Annotated in this window: 11 protein-coding genes and 1 pseudogene; all 12 read left to right on the top strand. The window is 38.9% G+C overall.

The window, feature by feature from the left end; genetic code table 11:
* Positions 1-200: 200 nt before the first annotated feature.
* Positions 201-509, top strand: a complete 309-nt coding sequence (locus tag V7659_RS19020) for a PTS sugar transporter subunit IIB (protein ID WP_335541403.1) — start codon at positions 201-203, stop codon at positions 507-509.
* Positions 510-526: 17 nt separating this feature from the next.
* Positions 527-1,866: pseudogene (gene celB, locus V7659_RS19015) on the top strand (PTS cellobiose transporter subunit IIC).
* Positions 1,867-1,956: 90 nt separating this feature from the next.
* Positions 1,957-2,277, top strand: a complete 321-nt coding sequence (locus V7659_RS19010) for a PTS lactose/cellobiose transporter subunit IIA (protein WP_026565243.1) — start codon at positions 1,957-1,959, stop codon at positions 2,275-2,277.
* A gap of 204 nt (positions 2,278-2,481) precedes the next feature.
* Complete coding sequence (locus V7659_RS19005; protein ID WP_335541401.1) at positions 2,482-3,975, top strand: family 1 glycosylhydrolase; 1,494 nt, start codon at positions 2,482-2,484, stop codon at positions 3,973-3,975.
* Positions 3,976-4,143: 168 nt separating this feature from the next.
* Positions 4,144-5,139 carry a LacI family DNA-binding transcriptional regulator gene (locus V7659_RS19000; protein WP_420491423.1) on the top strand — a complete coding sequence of 332 codons (996 nt, stop codon included), beginning with the start codon at positions 4,144-4,146 and terminating at the stop codon, positions 5,137-5,139.
* 210 nt (positions 5,140-5,349) lie between these two features.
* Positions 5,350-6,798, top strand: a complete 1,449-nt coding sequence (locus tag V7659_RS18995; RefSeq protein ID WP_335541399.1) for a sucrose-specific PTS transporter subunit IIBC — start codon at positions 5,350-5,352, stop codon at positions 6,796-6,798.
* Positions 6,799-6,856: 58 nt separating this feature from the next.
* The gene (locus V7659_RS18990) at positions 6,857-8,332 is read left to right on the top strand and encodes a sucrose-6-phosphate hydrolase (protein WP_335541397.1); all 1,476 of its coding nucleotides are present in this window, start codon (positions 6,857-6,859) and stop codon (positions 8,330-8,332) included.
* A 28-nt stretch (positions 8,333-8,360) separates the two neighbouring features.
* Positions 8,361-9,329: a carbohydrate kinase family protein gene (locus V7659_RS18985; RefSeq protein ID WP_335541395.1), complete on the top strand. Its 969-nt coding sequence runs from the start codon at positions 8,361-8,363 to the stop codon at positions 9,327-9,329.
* 359 nt (positions 9,330-9,688) lie between these two features.
* Positions 9,689-10,396 (top strand): hypothetical protein, encoded by a 708-nt coding sequence (locus tag V7659_RS18980; RefSeq protein WP_335541394.1) that lies wholly within the window; start codon positions 9,689-9,691, stop codon positions 10,394-10,396.
* 532 nt (positions 10,397-10,928) lie between these two features.
* Entirely contained in the window at positions 10,929-11,921 is a 993-nt protein-coding gene (locus tag V7659_RS18975; RefSeq protein ID WP_335541392.1) for an ABC transporter substrate-binding protein, read from the top strand.
* Between the two features lie 463 nt (positions 11,922-12,384).
* The gene (locus tag V7659_RS18970; protein WP_026565218.1) at positions 12,385-12,681 is read left to right on the top strand and encodes a WXG100 family type VII secretion target; all 297 of its coding nucleotides are present in this window, start codon (positions 12,385-12,387) and stop codon (positions 12,679-12,681) included.
* Between the two features lie 210 nt (positions 12,682-12,891).
* Positions 12,892-15,155: type VII secretion protein EsaA (esaA, locus tag V7659_RS18965; protein ID WP_335541390.1), on the top strand; the 2,264-nt coding region annotated here is incomplete at its 3' end.

Raw genomic sequence — 15,155 nt, 5'->3', positions numbered from 1 at the left:
AACAGACTAGTTTAACACAGCCAATTTTATTATATTTCCGTTACGCAACGGAAAAATCCTTTCTGTAAAATTAAACGCTTTCAACGTAAACTATAAAACATAAAGAGGTTAAAGCACTCTTAAAACAATGGCTAATTAGCTGTTTAGATTAATTAATGTTTTTTAAAATAACTTTTCTAAATAATAGGAGGAATAAATCGATGAATATTTTATTATGTTGTGCAGCAGGAATGAGTACAAGTTTGCTGGTAACAAAGATGGAAAAAGCAGCCCAAGAACAAGGTTTGGAAGGGAAAATCTGGGCAGTTGCAGCTAATTCAGTCAATCAACATATTGACAATGCGGATGTCCTTCTTTTAGGACCTCAAGTTAGATACCTTCTTTCAAATATGAAAAAGTTAGGTGAAGAAAAGGGCATTCCAGTGGATGCCATCAATCCAATCCACTATGGTACGTGTAATGGAGCAGAAGTTTTAAAAACAGCTATAAATCTAGTCAATAATAAATAATAAAGGGAGAAAAGAAAATGAGTAAATTCAACAGCTTTCTAGAAGAGAAAGTCATGCCTGTTGCAGGAAAAATTGGTGCGCAAAGACATTTATTGGCTCTTCGTGATGGTCTTATTGCGACCATGCCATTCATTGTCATTGGTTCATTTTTCTTGATCGTGGCTAATTTGCCAATTCCAGGTTATGCCGATTGGATGACTTCTATTTTTGGCCCAACATGGGCTGCAAAATTAAGTTATCCAGTAGATGCAACTTTCAATATCATGTCACTTATTGCAGCATTCGCAGTGGCTTACCGGCTAGCAGAAAGTTATAAACTTGACGCGATGAGTGCAGGTGCTATTTCAGTTGCTGCTTTCATGTTGACAACACCATTTAGTTTCTTATTTACTCCTGCTGGAGCTGAAGAAGGAGTTCTGGTAACTGTGCTATTTCAAAAGCTTTTTTGAGCAGTAAAGGTTTGTTTGTTGCGTTACTGTTTGCAATTATATCTACAGAAATTTATCGTTGGACCGTTAAAAAAAATATTGTTATTAAAATGCCAGCGGGTGTACCGCCTAGTGTTGGTAAATCATTTGCAGCTTTAATTCCAGGATTTTTTGTTCTTCTAGTGGTTTGGGTAATCCGTTTACTTGTTGAATTGACTCCTTATCAAAGTATCAATGGCTTAGTTACGACCCTTTTAGGTGACCCGCTAAAAATGGTAGGTCTTACCCTAGGTGGAACCATTGTTGCTGAATTATTCGTAACTTTATTATGGGCTACTGGATTACACGGGACAAACATTGTTAAAAGTGTAATGGAACCAATTTGGTTTGGTGCGATGGGTGACAATATGACGGCCTATCAAGCTGGCCAACCTCTACCACATATTGTTACACAACAATTCTGGGATAACTTCGTCCACATCGGTGGAACAGGTGTAACCTTTGGTTTGGTTCTATCAATGGTCATGTTTGCTAAATCCCAACAAATGAAAAGTCTTGGTCGTTTGGCGTTTGCTCCTAGTATCTTTAACATTAACGAACCATTAATCTTTGGTATGCCAATCGTGTTAAACCCAATCATGATCATTCCATTTGTCCTTACTTCAATAGTAACCGTTATCGTAACATTCCTAGGAATGGATATGGGATTGGTCGCAAAACCATCTGGTATTGCAGTGCCTTGGACAATGCCGCCAATTATCTCAGGATATCTTGCTTCAGGTGGACATATTTCAGGTGCCATCATGAATGTAGTTAACATTGTTATTTCCTTTGTAATTTATCTTCCATTCTTCAGAATATATGATAAAGCGAAGAAGAGAGAAGAAGATGCGATGAACAAAGGTGAAACAAAGGAAATTATCGCCTAAGAAAATGACTGGGCGTTAGTTTTGGGACCCAAAATTGACAGGAGAGGAGAATGTTCCTTTCCTAGTAAATCATATGAAAGGCTGTTAATCATGAATAAAGAGGAACTATACAATCATGCATTTCAATTAATCCTTCATTCAGGAAATGCAAAAAGCTTAGCAATGGAAGCGATGTATGCAGCTAAAGAAGGCAATTTCGATGAAGCGGAAGCAAAACTAACCGAAGCAGATTCTGCATTCAATGAAGCACATCATGTTCAAACTGATTTAATCCAAAAGGAAGCAGGCGGAGATGAATTCAATCTTCCTCTTATTATGATTCATGCACAAGATCATTTGATGAACTCATTGACCCTAAAAGATTTAGCGAGAGAAATCATTGAATTGCATAAACTTATCAAAAAGGCTTAAAACAAGATCCTCTTTCAGCAGGACATATAAAAGTAAAACATTGTGGGCAACTTTGCAAACGCATGGTTAAAAGAGCAAATCCAATGGGTTTGCAGAAAGTCATTAAAACTGAAAAAATGTCAGTCATTTTTAATTGCCCAATACTGGGCTTTTTTTATTCAAGATAATTTCACATACTCATTCTTAGAAAGGAAATGAAATTAAATGAAAAAAACATTCCCAGAAAATTTTTTATGGGGTGGAGCTACTGCTGCAAACCAATATGAAGGTGGGTACAATGCAGGCGGAAGAGGGCTTGCAACAAGCGACTTCATTACAAATGGTTCTGCAGACCGTCCAAGAAAAATTACAATCCAGTTAAAAGACGGCACAAAAACAATGGTAAACCGACGACCTACTGGGGACCCGAAAGTTGATACGATACCAGAAGGTGCATCAGGCTATATTGATGAAAATGTTTATTATCCAAGCCAAAAAGCGGTTGATTTTTACCACTATTACAAAGAAGATATTGCCCTTTTGGGAGAAATGGGTTTTAAGTGTTTCCGGCTATCCCTTAGTTGGTCCCGTATTTTCCCAAAAGGTGGAATCGAAGGGGAACAACCAAATGAGGAAGGGTTAAAATTTTACGAGGATGTCTTTAAAGAGTGTAAAAAATATAATATCGAACCATTAGTCACTCTTTATCATTTTGAAACTCCTGCTTATTTGGCTGAACATTTTAATGGTTGGGGCGGACGTGAGACGATTGATTGTTTTTTAAGAATGTGCAAAGAAGTCTTTACAAGATATAAAGATTTAGTAAAGTATTGGATTACCATTAACGAAATTAATGTATTAAATGGTTATGCCTTTATGGGAACCAGGGAGGCTACCGCTCAGGTACGTTATCAAGCAAAGCACCATATGTTTGTTGCGAGTGCACTTGCCAATAAGCTTTGTCACGAGATCATTCCAGATGCAAAGATTGGCTGTATGGTTGCATTAAGCTGCATTTACCCGAAAGATTGTAAGCCGGAAAATGTATTTGGAGCTTTGGATTATCGAAGAGGAGCTTTGATTTATTCTGATATAATGATGAGGGGATATTATCCATCTTACGCTGACCGCTTATTTGAAGAGATGGGGGTAACGATAAATAAAGAACCAGGGGATGAAGAAATAATTAAGGCGTATCCTTCAGATTTTTTATCATTTAGTTATTACCGAAGCAGTGTATACCATACTGAAATCGTTCAGAATACCGATACCGGCGGACAAATGGGGGATGCAAATCCATTCGTAGAAAAAACGGAGTGGGGTTGGGCGATTGACCCTATTGGGCTAAGATACGCCTTATCTGAACTTTATGACCGATATCAAAAACCTCTTTTTATCGTTGAAAACGGAATGGGAACTATTGATAGACCGGATGAAAATCTATATGTGGAAGATGATTATCGGATCCAATATTTCCGAGATCATATTGAAGAAATGAAAAAGGCGGTTACTTTAGACGGTGTTGACTTAATGGGCTATACACCATGGGGCTGTATTGATTTAGTTTCAGCAGGAACTGGCGAGATGAAAAAACGATATGGGTTTATTTATGTAGATATGGATGACGAAGGAAATGGAACATTAAAAAGAACAAAGAAAAAATCATTTGATTGGTATAAGAAAGTGATTGCAACTAACGGTGAAGACCTTAGTTTTTAGGTTAAATATATATCAAGATTTACAAAATATAAAACAGGTGCTCAGCATCTGTTTTTACTTTTATTTGCGAGCATTAATCATCAAGATCTTGCTTCGAAATTTAATGCGTAAGACTTTTCATGATACTATAATGGTATATGAATTTGAAATGTAATGAGGTTGAGGATCATGAGTACAATTTTAGATATTGCCAAGCTTGCGGGTGTGGCGAAGAGTACGGTTTCTCGGTTTTTAAATGGTGGCTCTGTTGGGGAAGCGACGAAGAAGAAAATTGAACAAGCGATCAAGGAAACCGGGTATACTCCGAATCCATTTGCGCAGAGCTTGAAAGCGAAGAAAACGAATATTATTGGCACGATTGTCCCGCGGCTTGATTCCTACGCTTCTTCGCAAACGTTAATTGGTATTGATGAGCAATTAAAGCAGATGAATTATCAGATGTTGATCTCCAATACAAGTCAAAATCTGGAGCGAGAGATTGAAAGCATTTATGGCTTTGCCAATCAAAAGATGGCGGGGATTATTTTGCTTGCTACCGAAATCACGGATCAGCATATTGAGGCATTTGAAACCGTTAAAGTTCCTGTTCTGCTAATAGGACAAGAGCATGAGGATTTTTATAGTCTGATTCATGATGATTTTTGCGCTGGTTATGAAATGGGGAGGTATGTCCTTGAAAAGGGATATCGGAAAATTGCTTATCTAGGCGTAACGGAACGGGATATCTCAGTTGGGGTGAAGCGAAAGCAGGGCTTTAAAAAGGCAATTCAAGAAGTAGAGGATTGTGAGGTTCGCTTCTATGAGACATTGTTCAAGATTCCAGCTGCGCAAGCTAGTGCAATGGAAATCATCCATGAATTTCAGCCTTCTATCATTGTTTGTGCGACCGATAATATTGCCCTTGGGGTTATGAAGGCAGCGTATTCAGAGGGGCTAACGATTCCAAAAGATATAGCGTTAACGGGTTTTGGTGGATATGATGTAACGGAAATCATGCATCCGGGCTTAACGACGGCGAAGTTTTTTTACAAAGAAGCGGGGGAAACGGCTGCAAAACATATTGTAGAGTTAGTTAATGAGCGCCCTGTCGAAAAAGTAACCATTTCTAAATTTGAAATTATTGAGCGAGAAAGCGTTGACAATTTCTTTAATCGTCCACTATAATAAAAACAACGAAACCGGTTCCAATCAAGAGAACCTTGTCACTTGGTAACAATCGAATTCGGTTTCTCTTTTAATCATTTATTTTTTTAGCTTATTTTGGAACCGGTTCCGCAAATGAGGGTTTTTATTTTTATTTTTATTTTTATTTTTATTCAACTATGGAACCGGTTCCTAAACCAAACCAAATCAAATGAAAAGAGAGGGATTAAAATGGATCATAAAAAAATTGCACGGGAAGTCCTCAATGCCATTGGTGGTCAGGAAAACGTATCAGCTGCAGCGCATTGCGCCACACGCTTACGTCTAGTTTTACATGATGAATCAATCGTTAATCAAGCAGCGTTGGATAACATGGATGTTGTAAAAGGGACCTTTTCAACGGGAGGTCAGTTTCAAGTTATCTTAGGATCTGGAACGGTGAACGAGGTCTATAAACACTTTGCGGAGATGTCTGGTCAAACGGAAATGTCAACGAGTGATGTGAAAGACGCGGCAGCGAAGAAACTGAATCCGATTCAGCGATTCGTCAAAATGCTGTCAGACATTTTTGTTCCAATTATCCCAGCGATCGTAGCTGGTGGTTTACTAATGGGAATCAACAATATCCTAACGGCTCCAGACTTGTTTATTGAAGGAAAATCCTTAGTGGATGCTAATCCAGAAATGGCGGATTTAGCTGCACTCATTAATACATTTGCAAATGCAGCCTTTGTCTTTTTACCGATTTTAATTGGTTTTTCAGCAACGAAACGGTTTGGAGGAAATCCTTTCCTTGGGGCCACACTTGGAATGCTAATGGTTCATCCGGACTTATTAAATGGGTACGGTTACGGTGCCGCGTTACTGAAAAATGAGGTCCCGGTTTGGAATCTTTTTGGCTTAGAAATTGAAAAGGTAGGTTATCAGGGAACCGTACTTCCTGTTCTTGCCGCATCTTTTATTCTAGCAAAAATTGAAACATCTTTACGGAAGGTTGTTCCCTCTGCTTTAGACAATCTATTAACACCATTATTGTCTATCTTTATTACCGGAGTTTTAACGTTCACCTTGGTAGGACCGCTGACACGCTCAGCTGGTAATCTATTAACAGATGGAATTGTCTGGTTATATGACACAACAGGTGTCATTGGCGGAATCATCTTCGGTTTACTTTATGCACCAATTGTTATTACAGGTATGCACCATAGCTTTATTGCGGTAGAAACGCAATTGCTTGCCGATGTTGTGAAAACGGGTGGATCGTTTATCTTTGTCATTGCGGCGATGTCAAACATTGCGCAAGGTGCCGCGACACTTGCTGTGCTAAAGACAACGAAAAATGCCAAAATCAGAGGAACCGCTTCAGCAGCTGGGATCTCTGCCTTATTAGGGATTACGGAACCAGCGATGTTTGGGGTTAACTTGAAATTACGCTATCCCTTTATCGGTGCCATTATTGGTTCAGCTGTTGGGTCTGGCTTTGTTACTGTGTTTAAGGTTAAAGCGACTGCATTAGGGGCAGCAGGTATACCAGGAATTATCTCGATTCGCCCAGATACAATTATTTCTTATGTGATCGGTATGGCCATTGCGTTTGCCGTAGCATTTATCGTTACGATTGTTTTAGCGAAGAGAGAAGAAAAAATAACAGTTAAAAAATCAACTGGTCAAGCAGCATAATAAAAGACTGAAAAGGGGAATCCAGTGATTCTCCTTTCTGTATTAGGAGTGAATCAGCATGGAATGGACTATCGAGAAACGATACAGAAGCATGGGCGACGTGAACGAAGAGGAAATTCAAGCGTTAGCTAAACTTGTGAATCAATGTCCATGGCGGCAGTCTTTTCATATTCAGCCGCTGACAGGATTGTTAAATGACCCGAATGGCTTTAGTTATTTTAATGGGGAATATCATTTATTCTATCAATGGTTTCCGCTTGGGCCGGTTCATGGGTTGAAGCATTGGTATCACACGAAGTCTAAAGACCTTGTTCATTGGGAAAATGTTGGAATGGCCATTGAGCCGTCGAATGAATTTGATAGTCATGGGGCGTACTCCGGAAGTGGAATTGAGTATGAAGGAAAATTATATTTAATGTACACTGGCAATACACGCGATGAAAATTGGAATCGACACCCGTATCAATGTTTGGCTGTACTGAATCCGGATGGAAGCCTTGTGAAAATGGATGCACCGGTGATTGGTGATACTCCAAGTGGCTATACCGATCATTTTCGCGATCCAAAGGTTTGGCAACATGGCGATCATTTCTACGCGGTAATTGGTGCTCAAAGGAAAAGTGAGACAGGAAGTGTCGTTTTATATCGCTCTAATGATCTAAAAGATTGGCAGTTTGCGGGTGAAGTGAAGACCGGTTTAGGTGATGAATTCGGTTATATGTGGGAATGTCCGGATTATTTTGAACTGGACGAGCAAGGTGTATTCCTTTTCTCCCCACAAGGGTTAAAAGCGGAAGGCGATCACTATCAAAACATTTATCAATCAGGGTATGTAATTGGAAGTCCAATAGATTTAGAGAATATTGAATTAAAGCATGGTGCATTTCATGAGTTGGATCGCGGGTTTGATTTTTACGCACCACAATCGACGGTGGATCATCAGGGGAGACGAATTTTAGTCGGCTGGATGGGATTACCGGAGATTGACTATCCTACTGATAAAAATGGGTGGGCACACTGTTTAACACTCCCTCGGGAGCTATCGGTTAAAGATGGAAAGCTGGTCCAGCAGCCAGTGCCTGAGTTAGAATTGCTTCGCGGGGAAAAGGTGGAAACTAGTCAAACGGTTGAGAATGAAAATGTTAGTTTGGATCTCTTCGAGGGAGATGTGTATGAGCTTCTTGCGGAATTCTCTGATAGTACGGCTGAGGAGTTTGGTTTGGAGATTCGGGTTGGAGAAATAGAGAAAACCGTGATTAAATATGATGCGATTGTAAAAAAGGTTATATTAGACCGGACTGGGTCGGGCGAATCCTTTGCTGAGGAGTTTGGTACGGTACGGAAATGTATGTTGGACGCTGAAAAGATTTCGTTCCGAATCTTTGTTGATGTCTCCTCTGTCGAAGTGTTTGTAAATAATGGGGAAGAAGTATTTACGGGACGGATTTTTCCTGGTAAAAATAGTAATGGAATCCGTGTGTTTGCTCGTGGTGGCCAAACGAAGGTAAAGGCCGTTAAATGGGATATCATATAAACTTATTAGACTTACTTGAGGTGACAGAATGGGAAAGCTTTTTTCGATTGGTGAAGTGTTAATTGATTTTATTCCACTTCAAAAAGGGGTGGCCTTAAAGGATGTTTTTTCTTTTGAGAGAGCTCCTGGCGGGGCGCCGGCAAATGTGGCTGCGGCCGTTGCGAAATATGGGCAGAAAGCAGCGATGATTTCTAAATTAGGAAACGATGCGTTTGGCGACTTTTTAGTCGAGCAGCTTGTCGAGGCTGGTGTTGAGATGGACAAAGTTTACCGGACTGGGGAGGCGAATACGGCTTTGGCTTTTGTCTCGTTAAAAGAAAACGGGGAACGCGATTTTTCATTTTACCGTAATCCTTCCGCTGATTTGCTGTTAAGTGAGGAGGAAATCGAGCCAGCATGGTTCCAAGCGGGGGATATTCTCCACTTTTGCTCGGTTGATCTTGTGGAAAGCCCGATGAAACAGGCACATAAAAAAGCAATCACGGCTGTTTCAGATGCACATGGCTTGGTCAGTTTTGACCCAAATGTGCGGCTGCCGCTATGGGAAGATCCAGAAGACTGTCGTAAGGCGATTCTCGAATTTCTACCGTCTGCGGATATCGTAAAGGTTTCCGATGAAGAGCTAAATTTTATTACGGGAATAAAAGATGAGTCTGATGCAATACAATCGTTGTTTGTTGGAAACGTGAAGGCAGTTATCTACACTAAGGGAGCTGCAGGTGCGGATTTGTTTTTAAAGGATGAAAAGATTGAATCGAGAGGATACTCAGTTAAACCTGTGGACACAACCGGAGCGGGTGACGCGTTCATGGGCGGTTTTTTATATCAATTGCTAGAATTGAAAGCAAACCCGGCCAACCTCGAGGAAGTACTACGGGGCAATCAAACAGAAATATTGGGATTTGCCAATGCAAGTGGTGCTCTCACTACAACAGGAAAAGGAGCAATCTCTGCTCTTCCGACTAAGGGAGAAGTTGAGGAGCTTATAGGAAAGTGATACTTATGTAGCCTGCAAAGGACGATGTATGCTATGGCTCAGCTTGGTTTTGGAGAATCATGTTATTCCCCTTGGTAAGAATAATAATTTAAAGAATAGACTACTTCCTAAAAAAACAAGGAGGTAGTCTTTTTAAAGATTTTTTAATTCTTCCAATGCGTTAAGGCTAGTAATATCATAAATTATCAGATGAATCGCTTGGCGATACGCTGTGTATCGCTATCGACCACAGCATCTTTTTTAGATAAAGAATTACTAAAGAAAGGGGCTGATTGCCTCCTTTTGTTTCGTATCGCTGGGCGATTTAACTTGCAAATATATCTAAAAACCTTCATATTTAATAGAAAAGGAGGTCCGATATGCGACGTGATATACAACCGAATGAACGTGCTTTCTCTTCCAAAGAAGCGGCAGAAGAAGTAGGGATTGCAACGCCCACTGTTCGAAAGTATGGCCAAATCTTAGAGCGGAATGGATATGAGTTTTTGAAGGATGGCGACCGACGTATCTTTGTTCAGTCTGATATTGGAGCGCTTATAGCGTTACGCGATACGGACAAGCCCCTGGACGATACAGCTAAAGATATTGTGTATCAACAAAAAGAAAGATTAGAAGAATCCAATGAAACGGAGATTGTGGCTCAGGAAATATTTGGGAATCTACCTCAAGACCCCAAGCAATTAAAAGAGGTCTTAATGTTTGTAGTCAATGAACTGGCGGCTGCACGTGAAATGAATGTCCAATTGACAAACGATATGTCAGGGCTGAAAACCTCGGTTTCCCGACTTCAGCAAGATCATCATGTTATAAGTTCTAGTATTGCAAACTCAGCGCAAAAAACAAATGCTAAAATTGAAAAATTAACTGAACAACAAAATACCCATTACGAAACATTGCTGCAACAAGAAATACAAAAAAGTGAATCCTTACAAAAAGAGATACAAAATATAAGGGACGAACTGGAAAAAGAATGGCGTTCACAAAATGATTTTAATAAACGCTTAGAAGAAGCGATAGAAAAACCTAAAATAAAATGGGGAGGGCTTTTATCGATATTTCGAAAATAAAGTGCCTGTTTAGGTGGCTCTATTTTGTATTTCGTATCGCAGGGCGATATATTTTTTTTCGTATCGCTAGGCGATATACTAAGTGTCTTGTGCACCCACAAAAAGAAAGATTAGAAAGACCATTGCGATACCCAATACAAATGAAATTTTACCCCACGACCACAATCAATTAAAAATTTCACTATTTTTCAAATTTCAACAAATTCCCGGGAAATATCTACAAATTCTGAGTATGTATCGACAAAATTGAAAGCTATTATTAATATATATGTTTAGATAAATGCGGCATAATGTAATATCTCTATTTCTCAATAAAGCATCAAACCTTGATTTTTCTGGTTTAATGCTTTTTTTATTTATCATCTCAGTGCTGCTTTCTAAATAAGAAATTTACTATTGTCTTAGACTAGTGGACATGATAGAATCTGAATATTATAAATTTTCTAAAGATATATCAAAAAAGGAAATCGCTTTCTTTATTGTTCACCAGGAGACTACATAAATAGTGGATTAGTTTGGGGAGGATTAACAGATGAGAAAGAGTTTAGCGTTAGTATTGTGTGGAGTTTTATTATTGCTTTCCGCGTGTAGTGGGGGAAGTAAGGAAACGGGAGGAAAGGAAAAAGAGAAAGTTGTGAAAATAGGAATTACACAAATTGTTGAACATCCGTCTCTTGATGCTGCTCGAGAAGGTTTTATCGCGGCTCTCAAGGATGCAGGTTATGAAGAAGGAAAGAATTTGAAGCTTGATTACCAAAATGCCCAGGGTGACATGAACAATAATACGTCGATTGCCCAAAATTTAGTCGCAGACAAGAATGATCTTATTTTGGCTATCGCCACACCTAGCGCACAGGCAGTGGTTAATCAGACGAAGGATATACCAATCTTATTTACTGCCATTACCGATCCGGTCGGGGCAGAGCTTGTCCAAAGCTTAGAAAAGCCAGGCGGGAATGTGACAGGCACATCTGATACGCATCCTGACGCGATAAAGAATACGATTGCCGCAATAAAAACCTTTATTCCAGATGCCAAAAAAGTGGGCATCATATATAATAACGGCGAACCCAACTCTGTTGTAAATGTAAAACATGCGAAGACAGCTATAAAGGCTGCTGGACTGGAGTCAGTTGAAACCACGATAACAGCTAGTTCCGAAGTAAAGCAGGCAGCTGAGTCAATGGTGGGTCGTGCAGACGTATTATACATTCCAAAGGACAATACCGTCGTTGCTGCCCTTGAGTCAGTGATAACTGTTGCCAATGCCAAGGATATACCAACCTTTGTCGGTGAAGGTGATTCTGTAAAACGCGGAACCTTCGCATCTTATGGGTTTGACTATCATGACCTAGGCTACACTACCGGTAAAATGGCCGTTGAAATTCTTAAAGGAAAGAAACCAAGCGAAATTCCTGTTGGTTTTCCTGAAAACCTTGAGCTGATTATAAACAAAAAAGCAGCTCAGGAGGAAGGGATTACCTTAACGGAAGAACTGTTAAAGAACGCGAAGATCGTGGAATAAAATCTATAATTAACTGTAACCTGCCTAAACAAGGCAGGTTTTTTACTGTTCTTGAGATTAACAAAAATTCTTAATATCTTTGAAAAAAGTTTAAAATACAGCAGGATCATTTAAGAAATTGTCAAGGGATAGTTAGGGATTTCGATTCTTACCTTATTTAAAAAACAGGTAAATAGCTCTACGATTTTTTATATTCCTTTATTTTTTGGTCGAAAACCATCCTATTGTCTTACTAAGAAAGAATCATATTTTTCACATGTTCCTCCTAAAAATTCCTAATTTCAAAAATAAATAGAAAGAAAGTACTAGAAAAAATCCTACGCCAATCCGGGGTGATTTGAATGTTGAATGAACCTATGATAAAAAAATAGATAGGAATTTACTTCCAATGTAGTGATAATGGTCTGGAAAAAATGATGAATCCATTCCAGGGCCAACTATAGGTAGAGGAGATGGAGAACAAGTGGCTGGACAAATTCGTATGACCCCAGCAGAGTTAAAAGCTAAAGCGACTCGCTATGGGCAAAGTTCACAACAAATTGAGCAAATTTTAAGAGACTTAACTAATTTACAAAATGAACTTCGTGGTGAATGGGAAGGACGTGCCTTCCAAAGATTTGATGATCAGTTTAACCAATTGAAGCCAAAGGTACAAAATTTTGCTCAATTGATGCAAGAAATTAACACACAATTGAACAAAACGGCGGATGCTGTTGCTCAGCAAGATGAGCAATTATCGCAGAATTTTGGGCTTAATTAATCCGATTGCCTGACATCTGAAAGATTAACATTGGATCAGTGGAATAAGTCATTCGGGACTATGTTCCCAATAAAACAAAAGCCACGCGACAATCGTTGTGTGGCTTTTATTCTTTGTTTGTCATAGCAGGGAGTCTCAAACATCTCCTAAACAATAAAAATAGAAATTATTACTTTATTACATACTAATAAATTTTCAGGGGTTGAGTGAATGAAAAAGATTGAGCGAGGTGTCATATTATTTCTAGTTCTGATCCTTGCGCTATCTTCAGGAATCTCTTATCTGGCATTGAATCAAGTATCCAAAAGCAAGGCCAATAATGATGACGAGAAAATGACAGTAGCATTGGTCAATGAAGATCAAGGTGCACAATTTAATGATAAGAACTATGAATTTGGTGCTGAATTTATAAAGAACATTGAAAAAGATGATACCCATGACTGGTATGTTGTCAGTCGTGGTGTTGCGGAAAGCGGCCTAACGCGGAATGTCTACAATATGATGATTGTTATTCCGAATGATTTTACCGAAAAGGCATTATCAATAGATTCAAAATCGCCAGAGCGGGTAGTTTTGAACTACAAAATAAATGCTTCCGATAACGGCAATTTGAAAGCGAAGGCGGAGAAAACAGCGAGTTCCATCTTAGGGGATTTTAATCGCCAAATTATTGATGTTTATTTTGCCAGTGTCATCGGCAATTTACATGATGCTCAAGACAATATTGGTACATTAGTCAATAAGGAGCAGGTATATACAAACTTCTATAATCATACAATCCATCGTCCATTAGCAGGTTACACCGCTCAGTTTGGAGCGGTGGAAAGTAACACAAAGATATCAAGAGATAACTTTACCGGCTTACAGGATCTATTAAAAGGATTTGAAACTAGCCTGGATGAGGATGTAGTAGCAAGCAATACCTATCAATCCAGCTTTTTGAATTACACGAAAATGCATGCGGCTAATGGTCTTTTAACAAAAGGTTTCTCCGGTCAGCTTAACCTGTTAGACCGTGAAATGAACAATGATGATGTCATGCAGCAATTAGATTTTTTAGTTTCCGCCAATAATGCCATCAATGATCAATTTCATCAAAAGGATAATCAATCGGCTACTATTTTATCAGAATCGGCTGCTCTTCAAGAGTATCTGACGAACACGAAGGAAAAAATGGATAAATTGGATACAGAGTTGTCGGAAACATTGGCATCAGATATGCAGCAAGCCATTACCGAGAAGCTTAAAAAGGAGATACAAAATAGTTCAGGGCAAGAGCAAAGTGTATCGATGAATCATATTTTTTCAGTTCCAGATAACAATGCCCGGACTGCATTGCAAAAGCAAATTGATCTACTGCCTTCCATAAATGGTAATGACTTAGATGGCTTAGGATTAAGTGATAAAACAGTCACACAGCTAAAAAATGTCATAGCTGTCACCAATAAATACAATCAAGAGTTTGCTTATATCCCTAATCGCGAAGCAAATAGTATTCCATTGTCAGAAAAAGTAAAACAAGTGAAAAATGATTTAAGGACAAATGGAGTAACCCTAACAGATAGTGTCCAATTGGAGAAAAATAAAAAGAATGGACAGGAATTTACACTTTCGATTCCAAAAGAATTTGAGATTAAGAGAGTGTTACTATCATTACCAAATAGCCAAGAAATGGATTATACTGAGCCATTTCTTCATAACGATAAAATTAAACTGCCTTCATCAGATAAAGGGCAATTCACTGTAAAAGTTGATGTGATTCTTCATAACATGGATGCCATCCTTGATGTGTTCCAGCCGATTACATGGAGTTGGGAACTTGATCAAAAGGATATTACCGATGTAGATCAACCAGAACAGCTAGTGCAACCTGTTCAACCAGTGCAACCAGAACAACCAGAACAGCCACAAACAACAGCAGCAAATTCAGCTGAACTTGATAAGGAAACAAATCCATCCTTATTGTCTAACGAAAGTAATCAATCGGCAGCAGCTGAAGAATTGAGCAAGGATGCAAAGGACAAAAAGTCAATCGAACCGCAGAACTCGACTCAACCCAATGACAATGAAAACGCAAGTATTATTGAGAAATTGGAAATTTTAAATAACCATATTGCCCATCAGGTGATGTCGCCTCTTACCGGGGACTCGACAAGTGTTTTAATCAATGCTTCCAGCGATACCGTCAGTAATTTTCATAAGTTATTGACGCTGTATAATCTATACTTTGGCATTGGAATAGATCAATTTAGTCGTCCGGACCTAGAAAATGATTTGAATCAAACCAAACTTACCGAAATGGCAACAGAGGATTCTCTTTATTATTTATTTAATAAACAAGACATTGTTGATGTATTAGCTGCTTACGTTGCTGAACAAATCACAGAGGAAATAAGACAACAGACGACAGATGTAAAAGGCAAAATAGATGAGTATACACAGCTCGTTAACGATGCAAATCAAAATGCAGCCCA

The sequence above is a fragment of the Neobacillus drentensis genome (assembly GCF_036966985.1).
Classification (GTDB): Bacteria; Bacillota; Bacilli; order Bacillales; family Cytobacillaceae; genus Neobacillus; species Neobacillus drentensis_E.
Note: the sequence above shows the minus strand (reverse complement) of the source record. Positions and strands in the feature narration are given on the sequence as shown.